Below are 22911 nucleotides of genomic sequence, written 5' to 3' on the forward strand. Positions count from 1 at the left end.
GGGCAAGGGCGGGTTCGTGCGGTCGTCGTGGCCGGAGGTCACCGAGCTGATCGCCGCCGCCCACGTCCACACGATCAAGGAGTACGGGCCGGACCGGGTCGTGGGGTTCTCGCCGATCCCGGCGATGTCGATGGTGTCGTACGCGGCCGGCACCCGGTTCCTGTCCATGATCGGCGGGACGGTGCTGTCGTTCTACGACTGGTACGCCGACCTGCCGATCGCGTCGCCGCAGGTGTACGGGGACCAGACCGACGTCCCCGAGTCCGGCGACTGGTGGAACGCGTCCTACCTCGTCATCTGGGGCACGAACCTGCCGATCACCCGGACGCCCGACGCGCACTTCATGACCGAGGCCCGGTACCGGGGGCAGAAGGTCGTGGTCGTCTCCCCGGACTTCTCCGACCACACCAAGTTCGCGGACGACTGGCTCGCGGCGGCGCCCGGCACGGACGGCGCGCTGGCGATGGCGATGGGCCATGTGGTGCTCACCGAGTTCTTCCGCGACCGGCAGGTGCTGTACTTCACCGAGTACGTGAAGACCTACACCGACCTGCCGTTCCTGGTGACGCTGGAGGAGCACGGGGACGCCGTCCGTCCGGGCAAGTTCCTCACCGCCGACGAGCTGGGAGACGCCGGTGAGGGCGCCGCGCACAAGCCCGTCCTCCTTGACGCGCGCACCGGCGAGCCGGTGGCGCCGAACGGGACGCTCGGCTTCCGGTACACCGAGTCCGGGCAGGGCCGCTGGAACCTGGACCTGGGCGACGTCGATCCAGTCCTGACCCTGTACGGGCGGCACGAGGACGCGCGGCCGGTCGACCTGCCGCGCTTCGACACCGGCGAGACCGAGGGCGGCACGGTCGTCCGGCGCGGGGTCCCGGTGGCGCGGGTCGGCGGGCGGCTGGTCACGACGGTGTTCGACCTCCTGATGGCGCAGTACGCGGTGCCGCGCGACGGGCTCCCCGGCGAGTGGCCGGACGGCTACGGCGACGCCGCGCACCCGTACACGCCCGCGTGGCAGGAGGAGGTCACGTCCGTCCCGGCCGCGGCGGCGGCCAGGGTGGCGCGGGAGTTCGCGCGCAACGCCGAGCTGTCGCGGGGCCGGTCGATGATCTGCATGGGCGGCGGGACGAACCACTGGTACCACTCCGACCAGATCTACCGGGCGTTCTTCACGCTGACGATGCTGTGCGGCTGCCAGGGCGTGAACGGCGGCGGCTGGGCGCACTACGTCGGGCAGGAGAAGGTGCGGCCGCTGACCGGCTGGCAGCAGGCGGCGTTCGCGCTGGACTGGCAGCGCCCGACCCGGCACATGACCGGCACGTCGTTCTTCTACCTGCACACCGACCAGTGGCGGTACGAGACGTTCGGGCCGGGGGAGATGTCCGGCCCGCTGAGCCGGGGGCTGTTCCGGGGCCGGACGTTCGCCGACTGCGTCGCGCAGGCGTCCCGGCTCGGCTGGACGCCGTCGCATCCGGGGTTCGACCGCAACCCGCTCGACATCGCCGACGAGGCCGCGGCGGCGGGACGTCCCGTCGCGGAGCACGTGGTCGACGAGCTGAAGGCCGGCCGGTTGAAGTTCGCCTGCGAGGACCCCGACGCGCCGCAGAACTGGCCCCGCGTGATGACGATCTGGCGGGCGAACGTCCTCGGCTCGTCCGGCAAGGGCATGGAGTACTTCATGCGGCACCTGCTCGGCACGGACGACGCCGTCCGGGCCGAGGAGTCGCCGCCCGGCCTGCGCCCCGCCGAGGTGGCCTGGCGGGACGAGGCGCCGCGCGGCAAGCTCGACCTGCTCACCACCATCGACTTCCGGATGACGAGCTCGTGCACGTACGCGGACGTCGTGCTCCCGGCGGCCACCTGGTACGAGAAGCACGACCTGTCCAGCACCGACATGCACCCGTTCGTGCACTCGTTCAACCCGGCGATCGCGCCGCCGTGGGAGTCGCGCACCGACTTCGACGCGTTCCGGCTCATCGCCGAGGAGTTCTCCCGGCTCGCCGCCGGGCGCCTCGGCACCCGCACCGACGTGGTCCCGGTGCCGCTGATGCACGACAGCGCGGACGAGACCGCGCAGCCCGGCGGGCGCGTCCTCGACTGGAAGGCGGGCGAGTGCGAGCCCGTCCCCGGGGTGAGCATGCCGCGCCTGGTGACGATCGAACGCGACTACGCGGCGGTGGCGGAGAAGATGGCCGCGCTCGGCCCGCTCGTCGAGACGCTCGGCACGTCCACCAAGGGCGTCTCCCTGGTGCCGTCGGAGGCGGTCGCCTACCTGCGCGAGACGAACGGCGTCGTGCGCGGCGGTGTGGCCGACGGGCGTCCCTCCCTGGCGCTGGACCTGCACATGGCCGAGGCGATCCTCGCGCTGTCGGGCACCACGAACGGGCACGTCGCCATGCAGGGCTGGCGCGACCTGGAGAAACGGACGGGCGTCGCCCTCGCCGACCTCGGCGAGGAGCGCGCCGGGGAGCGCATCTCGTTCAGCGACACGGTGGTGCAGCCGCGCCCGGTCTTCGCCAGCCCGGAGTGGTCCGGCATCGAGTCGGGCGGACGCCGGTACTCGCCGTTCACCGTCAACGTCGAGCGCAAGAAGCCCTGGCACACGCTGACCGGCCGCATGCACTTCTTCCTCGACCACGACTGGATCCACGAGTACGGCGAGGCGCTGCCGACGTACCGGCCGCCGCTCACCTACGCCCGCCACTACTCCGGCGAACTGGGGCTGCGGGACGAGGGCCGGCCCGAGGTCACCGTCCGGTACCTCACGCCGCACTCCAAATGGTCGATCCACTCCGAGTACCAGGACAACCTGCACATGCTGCGGCTGTTCCGGGGCGGACCGGTCATCTGGATGAGCCCCGCCGACGCCGCGACGATCGACGTGCGCGACAACGACTGGATCGAGGCGTACAACCGCAACGGCGTGGTCGCCTGCCGGGCCGTCGTCACCCACCGGATGCCGCGCGGCACGGTCTTCATGTACCACGCCATGGACCGGCACCTGATGACCCCGAAATCGGAGATCTCCGGCTGGCACGGCGGCTCCGACAACTCCCTCACCCGGCTCGTGGTGAAGCCGACGCACCTGATCGGCGGCTACGGCCAGTTCAGCTACGGGTTCAACTACTACGGCCCCACCGGCAGCCAGCGCGACGAGGTCGCCGTCATCCGCAGGAGGTCCCAGGAGGTGCGGTTCTGATGCGTCCCATGGCGCAGGTCGCGATGGTGATGAACCTCGACAAGTGCATCGGCTGCCACACCTGCTCGGTCACCTGCAAGCAGACCTGGACCAACCGTCCCGGCACCGAGTACGTGTACTTCAACAACGTCGAGACCAAGCCCGGCCTCGGCTACCCGCGCCGCTACGAGGACCAGCACCAGTGGAAGGGCGGCTGGACGCTCGACGGCAAGGGCCGGCTCCAGCTCAAGGCGGGCGGGCGGCTGCGCAGGCTGCTGTCCATCTTCTACAACCCCGACCTGCCGACGATCGACGACTACGGCGACCCCTGGACGTACGACTACCAGACGGTGATCGACGCCCCGCTCGGCACGCAGAACCCCAGCGCGCACTCCATCTCCGCGCTCACCGGCCGCGACATGTCGCCGCGCTGGGGCAGCAACTGGGACGACGACCTCGCCGGCGCCCCCGAGCACGCCCTCGCCGACCCCGACCTCGCCGGCATCGAGGACCGGGTCCGGATGGAGTTCGAGCAGGTCTTCATGTTCTACCTGCCGCGCATCTGCGAGCACTGCCTCAACCCGTCCTGCGTGGCGTCCTGCCCGTCCGGCGCGATGTACAAGCGGGCGGAGGACGGCATCGTCCTCGTCGACCAGGACCGGTGCCGGGGCTGGCGGTTCTGCGTGTCCGGCTGCCCGTACAAGAAGGTCTACTTCAACCACCGCACCGGCAAGGCGGAGAAGTGCACGCTCTGCTTCCCGCGCATCGAGGGCGGGCAGCCCACCATCTGCGCCGAGACCTGCGTCGGACGGCTCCGCTACCTCGGGCTGTTCCTGTACGACGCCGACAAGGTCACCGAGGCCGCGGCGACGCCGAACGAGCAGGACCTGTACGAGGCGCAGCTGTCGGTGTTCCTCGACCCGTCCGACCCTGAGGTGCGGAGGGCGGCGGCCGAGGCGGGCATCCCCGCCGACTGGATCGACGCCGCGCGGCGGTCCCCGGTCTACTCGCTGGCCGTCCGGCACCGGGTGGCGCTGCCGCTGCATCCGGAGTACCGGACGCTGCCGATGGTCTGGTACATCCCGCCGCTGTCCCCGGTCGCCGACGTCGCGCACTCCGCCGGGTACGGCGACGCCGACCCCGACCGGGTGTTCGCCACCATCGACGAGCTGCGCATCCCCATCGAGTACCTCGCCAACCTGTTCACGGCGGGGGAGACGGGGACCGTCCGGAACGTGCTGCGCAAGCTCGCCGCCGTCCGCGCCGTACAGCGCGCCGGGCAGCTCGGGCTCGACCTCGCCGAGGACCTGCCCGCGTCCGTCGGGTCCACCCCGGACGAGCTGGACGACCTGTACCGCCTCCTCGCCATCGCCAAGTACGAGGACCGCTACGTCATCCCGAAGGCGCACGCCGAGGACGCCGGACGGCTCATGGCCCAGCACGAGCAGCTGTTCTGCAGCCTCGACGGCGACGGCGGCCCCGGCATGGGCGGGCACGGGCCGCAGGCGAGCGTGGAGAGCTTCCACCCGGGCGAGGTGCGCGGCGGCGCGGGCACGTTCCGGGCCGACGACGGCAGGACGCACTTCAACCTGCTCGGCTGGGACGGGCGCGGCGACGCCCCCCACCTCTTCCCGGAAGGGGACGCCCAGTGAGCGAGAAGGCGGGCCAGGCGTACAAGCTCGCCTCCGTGCTGCTCCAGTACCCGACCATGGCGCTGTTCGAGGGCCTCGACCGGCTCGACGCCGCCGCGTCCGAGACCCGGCCGAAGGCGTCCCGCGAGGCGTTCGCGCGGTTCCTCGGCTGGCTGCGCGCCACCGAGCCGACCGAGGTCGCGCAGCACTACGTCGAGACGTTCGACCTGCGGCGCCGCTGCGCGCTCTACCTCACCTACGCCCGGCACGGCGACACCCGCAAGCGCGGGATGGCGCTGCTGGCGTTCAAGACCGCCTACCGGGTCGCGGGGTTCGCGCCGTCCGACGACGAGCTGCCGGACTACCTGCCGCTCGTCCTCGACTTCGCGGCGCTCGCCCCGGACGGCGAGAAGCTGCTCCGCCGGCACCGCGCCGACCTGGAGCTGCTGCGCACCGCCCTGCACGACGCGGGCACCCCCTACGCCGACCTCGTCGAGGCGGTGTGCGCGCGGCTGCCGCGCCCCGGCCGCCGCGACCTCGCGCTCGTCCGGCGGGCGCGGGAGCAGGGTCCCCCCGAGGAGGAGGTGGGGCTCGCGCCGTTCGCCCCGCCGGAGTACCTGGACGGAACCGGAGCGGGGGCTCGGCGATGACCGACGCGATGACCAGCGGCGACCTGTGGTGGTGGGTGATCCTGCCCTACGCGGCGATGATCGTCTTCGTGGTGGGGCACATCTGGCGGTGGCGCTACGACCAGTTCGGCTGGACGAGCCGCTCCACCCAGCTGCAGGAGCGCCGCCTCCTCAAATGGGGCGCGCCGCTGTTCCACTACGCCACGTTCGCCGCCATCGCGGGCCACGTCATCGGCATCCTCGTCCCGAAGTCGTTCACCGAGTGGCTCGGCATCCCCGAGCGCGCCTACACGCTGTTCTCCGGCATCGCCGGGTCGGTCGCGGCGATCGGCGTGCTCGTCGGCGCCGGAATCCTGATCTTCCGCCGGATGGGGGTGCCGCGCGTCCGGGCGACGACCAGCGCGGTCGACTACCTCGCGCTGATCCTGCTCGGCATCATCAGCGTCCTCGGCATCTACCTGACGCTCGGCGTGCAGCAGTTCGGGGGCGGCTACGACTACCGCAACACGGTGTCCCCGTGGTTCCGCAGCCTGTTCGCCGGCTCCCCGGACCACCGCGCGATCGGCGCCGCTCCGATCATGTACCAGGTGCACGCCACCGCCGCCTGGATGATCTTCGCGGTGTGGCCGTTCAGCCGGCTCGTCCACGCGTGGAGCATCCCGCTGTGGTACCTGTGGCGGCCCTACGTCGTGTACCGCGACCGCCGCGCCGCCCCGCCGCCCGAACCGGGGACCGGGGGACGGAAGTGGCGCAAGATCGGCGTACCGTACTGATTTGACTCCCTCCCCTCGCAAGGAGGGGATTCCCGCGGCTTGCGCCGCGGGCGTTTCTGCTTCCGTGCCGACTGCGGTGGGGAGATCCCCTGCCGTCCGACGTCAGCTCCACAGACCTCGCCGGGCGCCTGCCCGGCTACGGCTCGACCAGCCGCAACGATGTTCTTGGCCGCGTTGATGTCCCGGTCATGCCGGGTGCGGCAGCCCGGACACGTCCAGTGCCGGGTGGAAAGACCCAGGGTTTCCAGCAGGTGCCCGCACGCCGAGCAGGTCTTGGACGAGGGGAACCAGCGGTCGATCACCACCAGGACGCGCCCGGCGCGTCCGGCCTTGTACTCGAGTTGGCGGCGGAACTCGCCCCATCCGCAGTCGGAGATGGCGCGGGCCAGCCTGTGGTTGCGCATCATGTTGGCGACCGCGAGGTCTTCGATCACGATCACGTCCGCCCGGCGGACGAGGTTCGAGCTGGTGCGATGCAGGAAGTCGGCACGGGCATCGCGGACCTTGCGAGAGGCTCGGGCGAACTTGGTTCTGGCCTTGTGCCGGTTGTTGCTGCCGGGCTGCTTGCGGTTCATACGCCGCTGGTACCGAGCCAGACTGCGCTGCTTCTTCTCCAGGTGGCGGGGGTTGGCGATGCGGTCGCCGTCACTCGTCACCGCGAAGTCCTTCACGCCGAGGTCGATTCCGATGGCGTGGCCGATGGCGGGCATGGGCGCGGGGACGTCGGTGTCAACGGCGAAGGTCACATACCAGCGGCCGTCCGGGTCCCGCGAGACCACCACCCTCGTCGGGTTCAGTGTGGCCAGGTCCACCTCGTCGAAGGACCACACCAGTGGCAGCGGCGCGGTGGTCTTGGCCAGCCACAACTCGCCGTCCTTGATACGGAACGCCGAACGGGTGTAGTGCGCGGTCTGGCGGGAGGCACGGTTCTTGAAGCGGGGATGGCGGGCGCGGCCGGCGAAGAACGCTGCGAACGCTGCGTACTGGTGCCGCAGCACCTGTTGCAGCGGCGCGTAGGACACCTCGGACAGGAACGCCAACTCTTCAGTCTTCTTCCACGCCGTCAGCGCGGCGTCGGCCTCCTTGTAAGAGATGCGCCTGCCCTCGGAGCGCCAGGCGCGGTGGCGTTCGGCGAGGGCCTTGTTCCACACCAGGCGGACGCAGCCGAACGTGCGGCCGAGGATGGCCGCCTGCTCTGGATCGGGATAGGCCCGGCACTTGTACGCCGTCCGCATGACCGGCACATTACAGAAAGTGAACGTGGATGTACGGAGAATGCGGCCGTGCGTCGACGAAAGTCGATGCCGGACTGTCCCGACCCCTTCGGACCTGAGCTGAGAGACTACGAATCCCACCTGGCCCAAAGCGCCGGGGGTGGCCTTCGGAGGATTGGTGATCAGCGAGCGCACGGGGGAACGGCGTGGCGCGGTCGAGCAGGCGGTGGCGAGTCTCAATCCGGGGTACTTCGCGCTGGTGATGGGGACCGGGATCGTCTCGATCGGCGTCCATACCAACGGGCTGGAGACGCTCTCCCACGCGCTGATGTGGCTGGCCATCGCGTGCTACGCCGTGCTCGTCGCGGCGACCGCGTGGCGGGCCGTCGCGTACCGCGCCGAGCTGCGCGCCGACTTCACCGACCCGGCCCGCGGCTTCGGGTTCTTCACCTTCGTCGCGGGCACCGACGTGCTCGGCACCCGCATCGCCGGGACGGGCGAGCACGGCATCGCGTTCGCGCTGCTCGCCGTCGGCGGCATCGGCTGGATCGTGCTCGGCTACGTCGTGCCGTGGACGGCGGTGCTCGGCCGCGAGGACCGGCCCGTCATCGCCGGCGCCAACGGCACCTGGTTCATCTGGGTGGTCGCCAGCCAGTCCGTGGCGGTGCTCGCGGCGGCGCTGGAGCCGGTCAGCTCGATGCGCTCCGAACTCGCGCTCGTCGCCGTCTGCTCCTGGTCGGTCGGCGCGATCCTGTACGCCGCCGCCGGCGTGTTCGTCGCCGCGCGGATGCTGATGTACCCGCTGCGCCCGAAGGACCTGACCCCGCCCTACTGGGTCGCCATGGGCGCCACCGCCATCACCGTCGTGGCCGGCGCCCGGATCGTGGAGATGGCCGACGCGCCGATGGTGAACGCCACCCGCGGCCTGATCGCCGGGACCAGCGTCGTGTTCTGGGCGTTCGGCAGCTGGCTGATCGTCCCGCTGGTCGCGGCCGGGGTGTGGCGGCACGCCGTCAACCGCGTCCCGCTCCGGTACGAGGCGACGCTGTGGAGCATCGTGTTCCCCCTCGGCATGTACGGCGTCGCGGGCCAGTACCTCGGCGTCGCCGACGACCTGCCCGCGGTCGAGTGGATCGGCAGGCACGAGATGTGGGTGGCGGTCGCGGCGTGGACGCTCGCGTTCGCCGCGATGATCGTCCACCTGGGCCGGACGCTGGTCTGGCCCCGACCGGCGGCCGCCGAGTCGTAGCGCTCGGGGAAGTCGCAGCCCTCGGGAAGGTCGTAGCCCGGCATCATCCGATCGGTTGATGCCGGGTCGAGCGGGCCGGGCGATGTGCGCGGGCGGCGCCCGCCGGGATGCTCGAAGCATGCCGATCATCGAAGTCAACGGCCTGCGCAAGGTCTACGGCGGCCGTCCCGTGGTGGACGACGTCACGTTCGCCGTCGAGGAAGGGGAGATCTTCGGGATCCTCGGCCCCAACGGCGCCGGGAAGACGACGACCGTCGAGTGCCTGGAGGGGCTGCGCGAGCCCGACGCGGGCGCCGTCCGCGTCGCCGGGCTCGACCCGCGCACCGAGCGCGGCGAGCTGACCCGGATCCTCGGCGTCCAGCTCCAGGAGAGCGAACTCCAGGAGAAGCTGACCGTGCGCGAGGCGCTGGAGCTCTACAGCGCCTTCTACCCGGACCCGGCGGACTGGCGCGAACTCGCCGAGCGCCTCGGCATCACCGGGAAGCTCGCCAGCCGCTTCGGCAAGCTGTCCGGCGGCCAGAAGCAGCGCCTGTTCATCGCCCTCGCCCTCATCGGCCGCCCCCGCATCGTCGTCCTGGACGAGCTGACCACCGGCCTCGACCCGCGCGCCCGCCGCGACACCTGGCAGCTGATCGAGGACGTCCGGGGCTCCGGCGTCACCGTCCTGCTCGTCACCCACTTCATGGAGGAGGCGCAGCGCCTCTGCGACCGGATCGCGGTGTTCAAGCAGGGCCGCCTCGCGGCGCTCGACACCCCCGCCGGGCTGATCCGGCGCAGCGCCGGCGGCACCGTGCTCTCCTTCACCCCGTCCCGTCCCCTCGACGACGGCGAGCTGACCGGGCTGCCCGAGGCCACGACCTTCGAGCTGCGGGACGGCCGCGTCACCGTGCACGGCACCGACGCGACCGTCAACGCGGTCATCTCGCTGCTCGCCCGCCGCCAGATCACCGCCCACCAGCTGCGGATCACCGATTCCACGCTGGACGACGCCTTCCTCGAACTCACCGCAGAGCAGGAGAACTGACGTGTCCGCGTCCACCGCCGTCCTCAGGGCCGAAGCCCGGCTCTTCTCCCGCGAGCCGTTCAGCCTGTTCTGGATCGTCGCCTTCCCGACCGTGCTGCTGACGATCCTCGGGCTGATCCCGTCGTTCCGGGAGCCGGACCCCTCCCTCGGCGGCAACCGCGTCATCGACCTGTACGTCCCGGTCAACGTGCTGCTCGCGCTGATCATGGCGGGGATCCAGGCGCTGCCGCCCGTCCTGTCCGGGTACCGGGAGCGCGGCATCCTGCGCCGCATGTCGACCACGCCGGTGCGGCCGGGCTCGCTGCTGGCCGCGCAGATCGTCCTGCACTTCGCCGCCGCGCTGGGGTCGGCGCTGCTGGTCATCGCCGTCGGCCGGATCGCCTTCGGCGTGGCGCTGCCCGGCCAGGTGCCCGGCTACCTGCTGGCGCTGCTGCTCGGCGCCCTCAGCGCGCTCGCGCTGGGCGCGGCGGTCACGGCGGTCACGCCGACCACCAAGGCCACCACCGTCGTCGGGTCGGTCGTGTTCTTCCCGGCGATGTTCCTCGCGGGGGTGTGGGTGCCGGTCCAGGCCATGCCCGACCTGCTGCAGGACGTCGTAGAGTACTTCCCGTTCGGGGCCGCGTCGCAGGCCCTCAACCAGGCCGCCGAGGGCGGCTGGCCCGACTGGGCGCACCTGGGCGTCACCGCGGGGTGGGCCGCCGTCCTGATCGCCGCCGCCGTTCGCTGGTTCCGCTGGGAGTAGGGAAAACTGGGGCAATGGCGACAATCCAGGAGCAATGGGAACGGTTCTATCGCTGGGGACCGTTCGCCCTGCTGCCGCTCGCGACCTTCCTGGCCCTGCTCATCCGCGACATGGTCATGTCGGTGGCGGAGGAGCGGGCGGCGGCGGCCCTCCTGGTCACCGCGCTGGCGCTCCAGATCCTGCACGCCGGGCGGAAGATCCCGGGGCCCGTCTACTTCTGGACGCGGACCGCCCTCGCCTTCGCCATGTCCTGGCTGAACCCGTTCTTCTCCGTCTACGCCGTGCTCGGGTACTTCGACTCCCAGCACTTCCTGAGCCGGCGCTGGGCCATGGCCGGGGCGTTCGTCACGGCGGTCACCATGGCGGGCGCGCAGTCGGGCGGGCTGCCGCCGCAGAGCCCCGGCCAGGCGGCCGGGTTCGCCGGGCTCCTCGTCCTGAACAGCGGGCTGATCGTCGTCTTCGGCGCCCTCGCCGACCGGGAGGCCGAGCGCACCCGCGTCCAGGACGAGACGATCGCCGAACTCGAACGGACCAACGCCCGGCTGGAGCAGGCACTCGCCGAGAACGCCGGCCTGCAGGCCCAGCTCCTCGTCCAGGCCCGCGAGGCCGGCGTCAGCGACGAGCGCCGCCGGCTGGCCGCCGAGATCCACGACACCATCGCGCAGGGCCTCGCGGGCATCATCACCCAGCTCCAGGCCGCCGAGGACAGCGAGCACGTCCGCCGCGCCACCGACCTCGCCCGCGCGAGCCTGCGCGAGGCCCGCCGGTCCGTGCAGGACCTCGCGCCCGCCGACCTGGAGCACGGCACGCTCCCCGAGGCGCTGAAGAAGGCCACCGAGGGCCGGGCCCGGTTCACCGTCACCGGCACGGTCGAGCCGCTGCACGACGAGCTGGAGGCCGCGCTGCTGCGCATCGCCCAGGAGGCCCTCGCCAACGCCGCCCGCCACGCGCACGCCGAACGCGTCGGCGTGACCCTCTCCTACATGGACGACGAGGTGACCCTGGACGTCCGCGACGACGGTCGCGGCTTCGCCGTCGCCGCCCGCCCGTCCGGCGGCTTCGGGCTGACCGCCATGCGCGAGCGCGCCGAGCGCGTCGCCGGCACCCTGGAGGTCGAGTCCGAGCCCGGCCGGGGCACGGCCGTGTCCGCCCGCGTACCGTTGATCCGCCATGCCTGACGCCGCCGCCGAGAACACCGCTGACATCACCTTGCTGATCGTGGATGACCACCCGGTCGTGCGGGACGGCCTGCGCGGCATGTTCGCCGCCGCCCCCGGGTTCGAGGTGCTGGCCGAGGCCGCCGACGGCCGCGAGGCCGTGGCGCTCGCCGCGGAACTCCGGCCCGACGTCGTCCTCATGGACCTGCGGATGCCCGGCGGAGGCGGCGTCGAGGCCATCTCCGAGCTCACCCGGCGCGGGCTGCCCTGCAAGGTGCTCGTCCTCACCACCTACGACACCGACACCGACACGATCCCGGCGATCGAGGCGGGCGCGACCGGCTACCTGCTGAAGGACGCGCCGCGCGACGAGCTGTTCGACGCCGTCCGCGCCGCCGCCGAGGGCCGGACCGTGCTGTCCCCGGCCATCGCGGCCCGGCTGGTGTCGCGGGTGCGCGACCCGCGCGGCGGCGGCTCGCTCAGCGCCCGCGAGCTGGAGGTGCTGCGGCTGGTGGCGCGCGGCACCGGCAACCGGGAGATCGCTTCCGAGCTGTTCATCAGCGAGGCCACGGTCAAGACCCACCTCACGCACATCTACGCGAAGCTCGACGTCAACGACCGGGCGGCGGCCGTGGCCACCGCCTACGAGAGGCACCTGCTGCCCTAGCCGGGCTCCTCGGGAGGGCCGTCGATGATGGCCTTGATCGCGCTGATGGTGAAGTCGGTGACGGCTGCGGGGTCCTTGCCCGCGTCGATGGCGCGGACGGCGGTGTCGACCAGCGACTGGACGGCGCTTTGCAGCAGGTCGGGGTGCCGGACGTCCAGCTCCTCGACGGACCCGCTGAGCAGGGCCTCCAGGTCGCGGTGCAGCGCCATGATGCGGGCCGTGCCCTCGGGAGAGAGGGACGCGCGGGCCAGGCCGACGCGCCATTTGTGGTCGCCGCCGGAGCCCTCGGCGATGTTGGCGCGGGCGTAGGCGAGGACCCGCTCCGCCGGGGTGGGCGCCGCGTCGACCGCCCGCCGGACGGCCTCGGTCCAGCGCGGGAAGTCGCGGGCGACGACGGCCTCGATCAGCTCGTCGACCGTGTCGACGTACTTGTAGACGCTGGACCGGGCGATGCCGACCCGGCGCGCCACCGCGCCCACGGTGAGCCCGGCGCCCTCGCGCAGGATCTCCTCGGCCGCGTCGACCAGCGCCGCCTCCATCCGGCTGTGGTGCTCCCGGACGGTCGGCGCGTTGATCTTCGGCACCCCGTCGCCTCCGCTTCCCCCACCCCCGGACGGCCCATCGACCGGGCCCGGATATGGTATCCGCAGTTATAGCGACACCCTGTTTCCAAAATTCCCCGTCCCCATGATGAAGGTGCCCATGTCGGCTCTGCTGCGGGCGATGCTCGCCTCCAAACGCTCGGCGGCCCTCACGGTCGCGCTCTGGATCGTCCTGACCGGTGCCCTGGCCGGGCTGGCCCCCGACCTGAAATCGGTGCAGGACAACTCGTCGGCGAACAGCGCTCCGGCGGCCAGCGACTCGTCGGTCGCGCAGCGGGAGCTGGAGCGGGCCTTCCCCGGCAGCGACGCCCTCCCGGCCGTCGTGGTCGTGAAAGCCGAGGACGGCCCGGCCGCCACCGCCGCCGTGACCCGCGCCGCAGGGGCCGCGGGGGAGGGGTTCGGCATGCCGGTCTCCCCGGTGTGCGGCCAGGACGGGACGAAGCCCGGCACCGACTGCGTCCCCGGCGGCGACGGCCTTACCTCGGCGGACGGCAAGACGCGCGTCGTCATCGTCCCCGTCACCGGCGACCCGACCGGTGACGCGTTCGAGGACGCCGTCGCCGGTCTCCGGACGGCCGTCAAGGACGCCGCCCCGGCGGCGACGGTCGCGGTGACCGGCCCCGCCGGGATCATCGTCGACACCGTGAAGGTCTTCTCCAGCGGGGACAAGGTGCTGCTGCTCGGCACCGTCCTGCTCGTCCTGGTGATCCTGCTGGCGGTCTACCGGTCGCCGCTGCTGGCCCTCGTGCCGCTGCTCGCGGTGGGCGTGGCCATGCGTGTCACCCAGACGCTCGGCGCGCTGCTCGCCGACGCGGGCGCCATCACCGTCAGCTCGCAGACCGCGTCGATCATGACCGTGCTGCTGTTCGGGGTCGGCACCGACTACGCGCTGATCATCACCAGCCGGTACCGGGAGGCGCTCGCCGACGCCCCCGACCGGTTCGCCGCCATGCGGGCGGCGCTGCGCGGGACGGCGGAGTCGGTGCTGGCCAGCGCGTCCACCATCGTGCTCGCCATGTTCGCGCTTCTGGCCCTGGTGTCCCCGGCGCTGCGCGGCTTCGGGCCCTACCTGGCGCTCGGCGTCGCGGTGATGGCGGTCGTCGCCTTCACCTTCATCCCGGCGGCCGTCCTGCTGCTCGGACGCGCGGTGTTCTGGCCGTTCTCCGAGGTGGCGATGGCCCGGCGCGCGGCCGGCGGAGGCGTCTGGCGGCGCGCCGCGGACCTGGTCGTCGTCGCGCCGCGCCGCGTCCTCGCGGCCACCCTCGTGCTGCTGGCCGTGCTCTGCCTCGGCATGACCGGCTACAAGGAGAGCTTCGACTTCGTCAGCGGGTTCCGGGTCGGCACCGACTCGGCCGCCGGGCAGCGCATCATCGACCGCGACCTCGGCCCGGGGGAGATCGCGCCGTCCACGCTGCTCGTGCGCGGCACGGGCATCACCCCAGGCCAGGCGGAGGCCGTCCGGGCGAAGATCGCCCCGCGGGCGGCGCGGACGGCGTTCGACCCGTCCCGCGACATCGCGCCCGGCGGCGGGGCCGCGCGGATCACCGTCGTCCTGAAGGACAACCCCTACTCGCCCGCCGCGATGGACGCCGTCGACCCGCTCCGGGCCGCCGCAGCCACGGCCGCGCGGGACGCCGGGATCGCCCAGGCCCGGGTGCTCGTGGCCGGGCCCACCGCCGAGACCGCCGACATCAAGTCGGCGCTCGACCGGGACATGCTCGTCCTCGTCCCGCTGGTGCTGCTGATCGTCGGGGCGGTGCTGGCCGGGCTGCTGCGGTCGGTGCTCGCGCCGCTGTACCTGCTCGCCACGCTCGTCCTGTCGTTCCTGGCCACGCTCGGCCTGACCGTCGCGATCACCGTCTGGCTGGGCGGGGACCTCGGCATCGGCAACCGGGTCACCGCCTACGTGTTCATCTTCCTGGTGTCGCTCGGCGTCGACTACAACATCTTCATCATGAGCCGGTACCGGCAGGAGGCGGCGCACAAGCCTCCGGTGGAGGCGCTGCGCGCCGCGATCACCCGCACGGGCGGCGTGGTGTCCTCGGCCGGGCTGATCCTCGCCGGGACGTTCGCGGTGCTGATGACGCAGCCGATCCGCGAGCTGTACCAGTTCGGCATGGCGATGGCGATCGGCATCCTGCTGGACACGTTCGTCGTCCGGCCGCTGCTGGTCCCGGCGATCGTGCGGCTGCTCGGCGACCGGGCGCTGTGGCCGCGCCGCCCCGCCGTCCGGGGCTGATCGGGAGGGGCTGATCGGGAGGGATCAGGACGGGCGGATCAGCCCGCGGCGGGTCGCGGCGGCGACCGCCGCGGTGCGGGAGTCGACGCCGAGCTTGGCGTAGATGTGCACCAGATGCGTCTTGATCGTCGTCTCGCTGAGGAACAGCCGCTTGCTGATCTGCCGGTTCGACAATCCCTCGGCGACCAGGCCGAGGACGTCCAGCTCCCGCGCGGTGAGGGTGGCCGCCGGGGTCCGCATGCGGCCGAGCAGCCGGGACGCGACGCTCGGCGCGAGCGCGCTGTCCCCGGCGGCGGCCGACCGGATCGCGGCGAACAGCCGGTCCGGCGGGGCGTCCTTGAGCAGGTAGCCGGTGGCGCCCGCCTCGATCGCGGCGAGGATGTCGGAGTCGGTGTCGAACGTGGTCAGCACGAGGACGCGCGGCGCGTCCGGCCCGGCGGTGATGCGCCGGGTGGCCTCGCCGCCGTGGATGCCCGCGCCGAGCCGCAGGTCCATCAGGACGACCGACGGCTTCAGCCGCCGCGCCTCCGCGACGCCCTCCTCGCCCGTCGCCGCCTCGCCGACCAGCTCGAAGTCGGGCTGGTCGGCGAGCATCGCGCGGATGCCGGAGCGCACCACCGGGTGGTCGTCCACCAGCAGGATCCTGATCGGGCTCATGTGCCGCCCCCGTCGCCGGCCGGTACCGGGAGGGTCGCCACGACGGCGGTGCCCTCGTCCTTCGCGGACTCGACCTCCAGCGTGCCGCCGAGCGCGCGGGCCCGCTCCCGCATGGCCCGCAGGCCGTAGCCGTCGACCGGCGCCGCCGGGTCGAAGCCGCGGCCGTCGTCGTAGACGTCCAGCACCACCATGTCGTCGAGGTAGGTCAGCGTGACGCCGACGTTGCCGGCGCCGGAGTGCTGCGCGGCGTTGCCGAGCGCGCCCTGCGCGATGCGGACCAGCGCCACCTCGTACTCGGTGGGCAGCTCCAGCGGCTCGCCGGACGTCTCGAACCGCATCCGGGACGCCGACCGCGCCGCCGCCGACTCGGTGATCCGGCGGAGCGCGTCGGTGAGCGACGACCGCTCCAGCACGGGCGGCGCCAGCTCCCGCACGAAGTTGCGGGCCTCCGCGAGGTTCTCCGCCGCCGCCTCCTCGGCCTCGGCGAGCCGTCCCCGGGCGGTGTCGCGGTCGGAGTCGAGGTCGCGCTGCGCGGCGCGCAGCAGCAGGATGATGCTCGACATGCCCTGCGCGAGCGTGTCGTGGATCTCCCGTGCCAGCCGCTCCCGCTCGGTGAGCCGCGCCGCGTCCGACTCCGCCCGGACGAGCCGCTCCCGGGTCCGCACGAGGTCGTCGATCAGCAGCCGGCGCTCCTCGCTCTCCCGGTAGAGCGCCTGGTAGGCGAGCGCCATCAGGGTCGCGACGGCCGCTCCGACGCTCGGCCCGACGACCTCCGCGAGCGTGACCCCGTCGCCGTGCCAGGCGACCGCGCCGATCGCGGCGGCCGTCAGCAGCACCACGCCGGGCAGCGCCCACGCGAGCCGCAGCAGGTGGACGTACAGGAAGAACAGCGGGAAGGCCAGCCACACGAAGGCGGGGGACGCGAGCGCCAGCGCCGCCCACCCGGCGGTGAGCACCGCCAGCCACGCCCGCGCCGGCCCGAGCCGGGGACGGTGCCGCGTGCTCTGGACGATCCCGCCCGCGTACACCGCGCCCAGCAGGAGCCCGCCCGCCAGCACCGGGCCGTCCCGCAGGCTGCGCGCCAGGGCGATCGCGAGCAGGACCACGAAGGTGCCGTGCATGGCCCAGGCGAGCAGGCGCATCGCCGGGGAGAACGGATCGTTCCTCATTTCTCACCCAGCGTAAGTGAGGAACTCCTAGGTCACATCGATCGAAAGGTTGATTCCGGCCGTCCGGAAGGAGGCGGCCCGGCGGTGCCGCCGCACGATGTGCCGCCCCGTCCCGTGCGGCGAGGCTGGAGGCACTGGAACCGAGCTGGACGGGGGATTCACGGTGTTCTTGGCGCTACGGGACCTGCGCTTCGCCAAGGGGCGGTTCGCGCTGATGGGAGCGGTCGTCCTGCTCATCACCCTGCTCGTGACGATGCTGTCCGGGCTCACTGAGGGCCTGGCCCGCGACAGCGGCTCGGCGATCGCGAACCTGCCCGCCGACCGCGTCGTGCTGAACGGCGACTCCTTCACGACCAGCCGCATCGACCAGCGGACGCTGCAGGGCTGGCAGGACGTCCCGGGCGTACGGGCCGAACCGCTCGGCATCGGCATGAACCGGCTGGGAGAGGGCACTCCGGTCGCCCTCTTCGGCGTCGACGCGGGCAAGGACGCGCCGCCGCCGGGCCAGGTCACCCTCTCCCGAGACCTCGCCGAGGAGACCGGGCTCAAGCCGGGCGCCACAGCGGAGATCGCCGGACGCTCCTTCACCGTCGCGGGCGTCGGCGGCGCCGCGTCCTACAGCCACAATCCGGTCGCCTGGCTGCGGATGGACGACTGGAAGGCCGCCGACCCGCAGGGCTCGTCCGTCCTGCTGCTGCACGTCACCGGCGACCCGGACCTCGGCGCCGCCGACCGGCGGCTCGGCACGACCGCGCTGACCCCGGGCGACGCGGTCTCCAAGATCCCGTCCTACGCCGCCGAGAACGGGTCGCTGCAGCTCATGCGCGGCTTCCTGTTCGCGATCTCCGCGCTGGTCATCGGGGCGTTCTTCACCGTCTGGACGATCCAGCGCCGCGGGGACGTCGCCGTCCTCAAGGCGCTCGGCGCGAGCACCGGCTACCTGCTGCGCGACGCGCTGGCCCAGGCCGTGCTCGTCCTGCTCGCCGGGGCGGGCCTCGGCGGCGCGATCGGCGCGGCGGCCGGGCTGGCGCTCGGCGGCGCGGTGCCGTTCGTCGTGTCGGCGGGGACCACGGCCTTCCCCGTCGCCGCCATGATCGCGCTCGGCGCCGCCGGGGCCGCGCTCGCCATCCGCAAGATCACTTCTGTCGACCCGCTGACCGCGCTGGGAGCGGCACGATGAGCCTGAACCTGACCGATGTCGTCCTCACCTACCCTGACGGCGACCGGACGCTGACCGCCCTCGACCACGTGAGCCTGGCCGTCCGGCCGGGCGAGTTCGCCGCCGTCGCCGGGCCGTCCGGCTCCGGGAAGTCGAGCCTGCTGGCCGTCGCGGCGACGCTGATCCCGCCCGCCGCCGGCACCGTCGAGATCGCGGGCCGGGACGTGACCGGCCTCGGCCCGGCCGAGCGCACCCGGCTGCGCCGCGACCTCATCGGCATCGTCTTCCAGCAGCCGAACCTGCTGCCGTCCCTCACCGCCGCCGACCAGCTCGCGGTCATGGCGCACCTGTCGGGCGGCCGGGCCGGCCGCCGGAACGCCGCCGACCGCGCCTGCGAACTGCTCGACGCCGTCGGCCTGGCGGGGATGGAGCACAAGCGCCCGCACCAGCTCTCCGGCGGCGAACGCCAGCGCGTGAACATCGCCCGCGCCCTGATGAACGACCCGAGGGTCCTCCTGGTGGACGAGCCCACGAGCGCCCTGGACCACCACCGGGGCGAGCAGATCGTGAAGCTCCTGGCCGACCTCACCCGCGACGCCCGCGTGGCGACCGTCATGGTCACCCACGACCGGGCGCAGCTGGCCGCCGTCGACCGCGTCTACGAGATGACCGACGGCCGTCTCGCGCAGCGGTCAGCGCTCGGAGAGGTAGCGCTCCGCGGTCTCGCGTAGGCGCGCGTGGACGCCGTCGTAGGCGGACACCCCCGGCAGGGCGGACTTGGGGAGCTTGGCGAGCATCGTGTAGTTCGTGTCGACGACGTTGCCCGCCGGGGCCAGGCCCGCCTGGCTGACGAGCTGGTAGGCGTCCAGCTCCTCTAGGCCGGCGAGGGCGGACGTCCAGGTGACCAGGTCGTGCTGGCTGATCCGGAAGGCGTCCTCCAGCGGGCGCGCCGAACCGGTCGACATCAGGTGGAGGTCGTCCTCCAGCCGGGGCCACGCCGGAGCGGCGCCCTTGATGAGGTCGACGACCACGACCGTGTTCATCGCCGCCTCGACGGCCGTCCCGCACACCTCGCCCTCGCCCTGCCGGCAGTGGCCGTCGCCGAGGGAGATCAGCGCGCCCGGCACGTTGACGGGGAAGTAGGCCGTCGTGCCCGCCCGCATCTCCGGGGTGTCCATGTTGCCGCCGTGCGCGCCCGGCGTGATGCTCATGATCACTTCGTTGGCGGCGGGCGCGACGCCCACGGTGCCGTGCATCGGGTCGAGAGGCAGCTCCACCTCGAAGTCGCTGCGCCGGGCGCGGAAACGGCAGACGCCGCGGGCGGCGTCCACCTCGTAGACCCACACCCGCTCCTCCAGGGCCGGGTGCAGCATCGCCGTCGCGTGCGTCGTGGTCAGCGCCCCGAAGTGCGGGAACGTGGTGGAGACCGCCCAGTCCCGGGCGGGGCGGATGTCCACGAAGTGCACCGCGACCGCGTCGCCGGGCTCGGCGCCCTCGACCGCGATCGGGCCGGTCACCGGGTTCAGGTAGGGGAACGTGCACACCCGGCTCGGCAGGTCGTCCACCCCTTTCACCGCGCCGCCGAAGCAGTCCTCGGTGGTCAGTTCGACCACGGTGCCGGGGGCGACCGTGAGGGCCGCCTCCCGTCCGCCGAACGCGTAGGCGGGCTCCGCGCCGTCCAGCGCGACCACGTCGAGCGTCACTTGCCGTCCTCCTCCTCTTCGATGCCGGCCAGGGCCGGGCGCCGGTGCATGACGAGCAGCGCGACCAGCACGGCCGCCCCGACCGCCAGCCACAGGAACGCCAGCTTCTGCGCCGCGACCTTCGCGTTGATCACCACATAGCCCAGGATCAGGAAGCCGATCGCGGGCGCGACCAGGTGCCGCCCCCAGTCCCGGCTGCCCGAGCGGACGACGTAGTGGACGACGACCGACACGTGCAGCGTCAGGAACGCCGTCATGGCGCCGAAGTTCACCAGCGAGCTGAGCAGCGTGATGCCGTCGTCCCGCTCCGCCATGTAGAGGCCGAGCACCAGCGAGACCGCCGCGACCAGCAGCGTCGCGTTGACCGGGACGCGCCGCGTCGGGTGCACCTTGGCGAGGAAACGGGGCAGCTGCCGGTCCCGCGCCATCGCATACAGCAGCCGGGACGTCGCCGCCTGCGCGACCAGCGAGTTCGCGAAGCCCCACGCGATCGCGGTGGCGAGCGCCGTGAGCTTCGCCAGCCAGGCCCCGCCCGCGACCCGCGCGGCGTCGTAGAACGCGGTGCCGTCGGGGTCGCCGTCCTTCACCAGCGCGTCCGGGTCGGGGACGAGCAGCGACGCCACCCACGTCTGGACGATGAACAGCAGCCCGACCAGCACCAGCGCGGCGACCATCGACCGTCCGATGGCGCGGGCTGACTCGCGGTTCTCCTCCGCCAGCGTCGAGATGCCGTCGAAGCCGAGGAAGCTCAGCACGGCGATGGACACCGCGCCGAACACCAGCCCCCACGAGAACGTGTCGCCGTTGTAGATCGGCGTGAAGCTGCCGCCGCTGTGCCCCTTGCCCTGCGCCAGCGCCACCACGCCCACGGCCAGGAAGATCAGCAGGATGACCAGCTCGGCGAGCAGCATGACGCGGTTGATCCGCGCGGTCATCTCGATGCCGAAGAAGTTGACGACCGTGTTCAGCACGACGAACGCGGCCAGCCACAGCCACACCGGGACGCTGGGTACCAGCGAGTTCATCGCCACGCTCGCGATCAGGTACAGCAGGCCCGGCACCAGCACGTAGTCGAGCAGGATCATCCAGCCCGCCAGGAACCCGACCGGCGCCGCGATCCCGCGCCCGGCGTAGGTGTAGACGGACCCGGCCATCGGGAACGCCCGCGACATCTGCGCGTACGACGCGGCGGTGAACAGCATGGCCAGCATGCCGACCGCGTACGCGAGCGCGACCATGCCGCCCGCGCCCTCGAAGACGCTGCCGAAGATGCCGAACGGCGCGATCGGCACCATGAAGATCAGCCCGTAGACCACCAGGTCGCGGAAGCCGAGCGAGCGCTTCAGCTCCTGCGTGTAGCCGTACTGTTCGAGCTTCGCCTGCTCGGTGCTCATGGCCCCTCCTCCGCGCGGGGGACCCGCCCCGCGCCGTGAGCGACCCTAGAGCTTTTCTTTTCAGATGAAAAGATTCCAAACGAAAAGACTTCACAGCCGGGCGATCACGGCGAGGTCCAGGCCGTCCGCCCTGGCCAGGTAGGTCGCCGCGGGCGGCGGCCCGAGCGGCGCCGCCGACCACGCCAGCCGGGCCGCCCGGTCGTCCCCGCCGAGCAGCCGCACCGCGCCGGACCGCCCGTCCCGCGCGGTCAGCAGCCCCGCCGCCGCGAGCGCCGCCGCCAGGTGCACGCCGTCGTAGCAGCCCTCCGCGTAGGTGTCGAGGACGGGCGCCGCCGCCCCGAACGCCGCCCGGTACCGCTCCGCCAGCGCGATCCGGCGGTCGTCGCCCTGCCCGGCGAACGACCGCATCGCCGAGTACAGCTCCCCGGTGTCGTCACCGCCCGCCGCGAGCAGCACGTTCTCCTCCAGCGCCCCGGACAGCCGCACCACCCCGGACGCCGGCCGCGCCGCCGCGAACACCCGGTTGAACACCGCGAGGTCCCGGCCGACCAGGCTGAGCAGGATCGCCTGCGCGCGCGCCCGCTCCAGCGCGTCCACCAGCTCCTCGAAACCGGCCTCCGGATCGTCGCCGGACGCCAGCGGGAACGGGACGAGCCGGTCCAGCACGACCTCGGCACCGAGCGACCGCACCAGCCGCCCCGCCACCCGGTGCACCGACCGCGGCCAGATGTAGTCGTTGCCGACCAGCGCCCACCGCCGCAGGCCACGCCGCTCGCTCAGCCGCCGCACCGCGGGCCCGAGCTGCCGCTCCGGCGAGTCGCCGAGCAGCACCACGCCCGCCCGCCGCGGCCCGCCCTCGTGCGGCGGCGTGAAGATGTACGGCACCACCCCGGCGAGCGCCGCCTCCAGCGCGGCCCTGCCGGCGCCCGCGCCCGCCGGCGTGACGTTGACCTCGATGCGGTCGATGGGCGCACCGGGGTCGCGCTTCCGGTAGCTCGCCCAATCGATGATCATGGACGGGGCGGACGGCGTCACGGACGGCCGGTCGGCGTAGATCCCCGCGATGCGGAACGTGCGGCGCGTCCCGTCCTGGTAGCGGCCGTCGATCGTGGTGCCGACCGTCCAGCCCTGCGCCGCCGCGACGCCGCGGCCGACGAGCAAGGCGTCCCCGCGTACGGACGGCGTCCCCTGCTGGAGCGGCAGGCGGAAATGGCCGAGCAGCTCGCCCGGCTCGCCCGCCGCGGCCGTCCGGACGGAGCCGTCCAGCTCGAACCGCGCCGTCCGGATCGGGATCGCCGACCGCACGCCGTCCGCGCCCGCCACCGCGCGCGCCGCCTCCGCCGCCACCGGCGTGATCTGGCTGCGGCCGGTGACCTGGTAGTCGGCGGTGAGGCCCGCGTCGAGCTGCCGGTCCACCGACGAGGCCATCGACTGGACGACCACCGACACCGTCGCGATCAGCGCGAGCCCGATCGTCAGCGCGGACGCGGTCGCCGCCGTCTGCCGGGGGTCGCGCAGCGCGTTCCGCCCGCCCATCCGGCCGGGGTTCCCGCCGAACCGGGCGAACGGCCAGGACAGCGCCCGGATCACCGGACGCCCGGCGACCGGCGACACCACGACCACCCCTACGAAGAGCGCCATCGCGCCCGCCCCGGCGAGGGTCAGGGCCGTCGACCCGTCCGCCGCCAGACCGGCCGCGATCAGGGCGCCGCCCACCGCGAGCG

19 protein-coding genes are annotated in these 22911 nt (G+C 72.9%); 12 read left to right on the forward strand and 7 right to left on the reverse strand.

The genetic code is table 11. The features are described from left to right. The 4 genes from ETD96_RS16040 to narI form a co-directional block, all read left to right on the forward strand. Positions 1–3199, forward strand: a 3199-nt coding sequence (locus tag ETD96_RS16040) for a nitrate reductase subunit alpha (RefSeq protein WP_138637231.1), incomplete at its 5' end; no start/stop codon positions are given. Beyond that, entirely contained in the window at positions 3199–4830 is a 1632-nt protein-coding gene (gene narH, locus ETD96_RS16045; RefSeq protein WP_138637232.1) for a nitrate reductase subunit beta, read from the forward strand. The genes ETD96_RS16040 and narH, both read left to right, overlap by 1 nt. After that, complete coding sequence (narJ, locus tag ETD96_RS16050; RefSeq protein ID WP_240807703.1) at positions 4827–5459, forward strand: nitrate reductase molybdenum cofactor assembly chaperone; 633 nt, start codon at positions 4827–4829, stop codon at positions 5457–5459. Before narH ends, narJ begins: the two co-directional genes overlap by 4 nt. Then, positions 5456–6211, forward strand: a complete 756-nt coding sequence (gene narI, locus ETD96_RS16055) for a respiratory nitrate reductase subunit gamma (RefSeq protein WP_240807705.1) — start codon at positions 5456–5458, stop codon at positions 6209–6211. Before narJ ends, narI begins: the two co-directional genes overlap by 4 nt. Here the strand turns inward: narI and ETD96_RS16060 are convergent. Further along, on the reverse strand, positions 6121–7446 hold the full coding sequence (locus ETD96_RS16060) for an RNA-guided endonuclease InsQ/TnpB family protein (RefSeq protein WP_240807712.1): 1326 nt from the start codon (positions 7444–7446) through the stop codon (positions 6121–6123). The genes narI and ETD96_RS16060 overlap by 91 nt on opposite strands. A 157-nt stretch (positions 7447–7603) precedes the next feature. Between ETD96_RS16060 and ETD96_RS16065 the strand changes: the two genes are divergently transcribed. The 5 genes from ETD96_RS16065 to ETD96_RS16085 all read left to right on the forward strand — a co-directional run bounded on the left by ETD96_RS16065 (position 7604) and on the right by ETD96_RS16085 (position 12264). After that, positions 7604–8674, forward strand: a complete 1071-nt coding sequence (locus ETD96_RS16065) for a tellurite resistance/C4-dicarboxylate transporter family protein (RefSeq protein ID WP_205719295.1) — start codon at positions 7604–7606, stop codon at positions 8672–8674. Between the two features lie 118 nt (positions 8675–8792). Continuing rightward, positions 8793–9698: an ABC transporter ATP-binding protein gene (locus ETD96_RS16070; RefSeq protein ID WP_171069052.1), complete on the forward strand. Its 906-nt coding sequence runs from the start codon at positions 8793–8795 to the stop codon at positions 9696–9698. Between the two features lies 1 nt (position 9699). Further along, on the forward strand, positions 9700–10440 hold the full coding sequence (locus ETD96_RS16075; RefSeq protein WP_138637235.1) for an ABC transporter permease: 741 nt from the start codon (positions 9700–9702) through the stop codon (positions 10438–10440). A 14-nt stretch (positions 10441–10454) separates the two neighbouring features. Further along, complete coding sequence (locus tag ETD96_RS16080) at positions 10455–11618, forward strand: sensor histidine kinase (protein ID WP_138637237.1); 1164 nt, start codon at positions 10455–10457, stop codon at positions 11616–11618. Further along, positions 11611–12264 (forward strand): response regulator, encoded by a 654-nt coding sequence (locus ETD96_RS16085; protein ID WP_138637238.1) that lies wholly within the window; start codon positions 11611–11613, stop codon positions 12262–12264. Before ETD96_RS16080 ends, ETD96_RS16085 begins: the two co-directional genes overlap by 8 nt. Here ETD96_RS16085 and ETD96_RS16090 read toward each other — a convergent pair. Beyond that, on the reverse strand, positions 12261–12848 hold the full coding sequence (locus ETD96_RS16090; protein WP_138637240.1) for a TetR/AcrR family transcriptional regulator: 588 nt from the start codon (positions 12846–12848) through the stop codon (positions 12261–12263). The genes ETD96_RS16085 and ETD96_RS16090 overlap by 4 nt on opposite strands. Positions 12849–12951: 103 nt before the next feature. Here ETD96_RS16090 and ETD96_RS16095 point away from each other — a divergent pair, with 103 nt between their 5' ends. Next, positions 12952–15105, forward strand: coding sequence for an MMPL family transporter (locus ETD96_RS16095; protein ID WP_205719296.1), 2154 nt, complete (start codon positions 12952–12954; stop codon positions 15103–15105). 24 nt (positions 15106–15129) lie between these two features. Here the strand turns inward: ETD96_RS16095 and ETD96_RS16100 are convergent, their stop codons facing one another. Together ETD96_RS16100 and ETD96_RS16105 are read right to left on the reverse strand one after the other, a co-directional pair. Continuing rightward, complete coding sequence (locus ETD96_RS16100; protein ID WP_138637242.1) at positions 15130–15762, reverse strand: response regulator; 633 nt, start codon at positions 15760–15762, stop codon at positions 15130–15132. Continuing rightward, positions 15759–16931 carry a sensor histidine kinase gene (locus ETD96_RS16105; protein WP_138637244.1) on the reverse strand — a complete coding sequence of 391 codons (1173 nt, stop codon included), beginning with the start codon at positions 16929–16931 and terminating at the stop codon, positions 15759–15761. The genes ETD96_RS16100 and ETD96_RS16105 overlap by 4 nt, the downstream gene beginning before the upstream one ends. Positions 16932–17094: 163 nt before the next feature. Between ETD96_RS16105 and ETD96_RS16110 the strand changes: the two genes are divergently transcribed. Both ETD96_RS16110 and ETD96_RS16115 read left to right on the forward strand, forming a co-directional pair. After that, positions 17095–18111, forward strand: a complete 1017-nt coding sequence (locus ETD96_RS16110; RefSeq protein ID WP_138637246.1) for an FtsX-like permease family protein — start codon at positions 17095–17097, stop codon at positions 18109–18111. After that, positions 18108–18821, forward strand: coding sequence for an ABC transporter ATP-binding protein (locus ETD96_RS16115; protein ID WP_138637248.1), 714 nt, complete (start codon positions 18108–18110; stop codon positions 18819–18821). Before ETD96_RS16110 ends, ETD96_RS16115 begins: the two co-directional genes overlap by 4 nt. On the opposite strand, the gene ETD96_RS16120 is transcribed toward ETD96_RS16115, so the two are convergent. The 3 genes from ETD96_RS16120 to ETD96_RS16130 form a co-directional block, all read right to left on the reverse strand. Beyond that, positions 18783–19793: an acetamidase/formamidase family protein gene (locus ETD96_RS16120; protein WP_138637250.1), complete on the reverse strand. Its 1011-nt coding sequence runs from the start codon at positions 19791–19793 to the stop codon at positions 18783–18785. The two genes, ETD96_RS16115 and ETD96_RS16120, sit on opposite strands and share 39 nt — an antisense overlap. Beyond that, on the reverse strand, positions 19790–21187 hold the full coding sequence (locus ETD96_RS16125) for an APC family permease (RefSeq protein ID WP_138637252.1): 1398 nt from the start codon (positions 21185–21187) through the stop codon (positions 19790–19792). The genes ETD96_RS16120 and ETD96_RS16125 overlap by 4 nt, the downstream gene beginning before the upstream one ends. 90 nt (positions 21188–21277) lie before the next feature. Then, on the reverse strand, positions 21278–22911 hold a 1634-nt coding region (locus tag ETD96_RS16130; protein ID WP_138637254.1), incomplete at its 5' end, for an ABC transporter substrate-binding protein.

This window comes from Actinomadura geliboluensis (assembly GCF_005889745.1).
Taxonomy (GTDB): Bacteria; Actinomycetota; Actinomycetes; order Streptosporangiales; family Streptosporangiaceae; genus Spirillospora; species Spirillospora geliboluensis.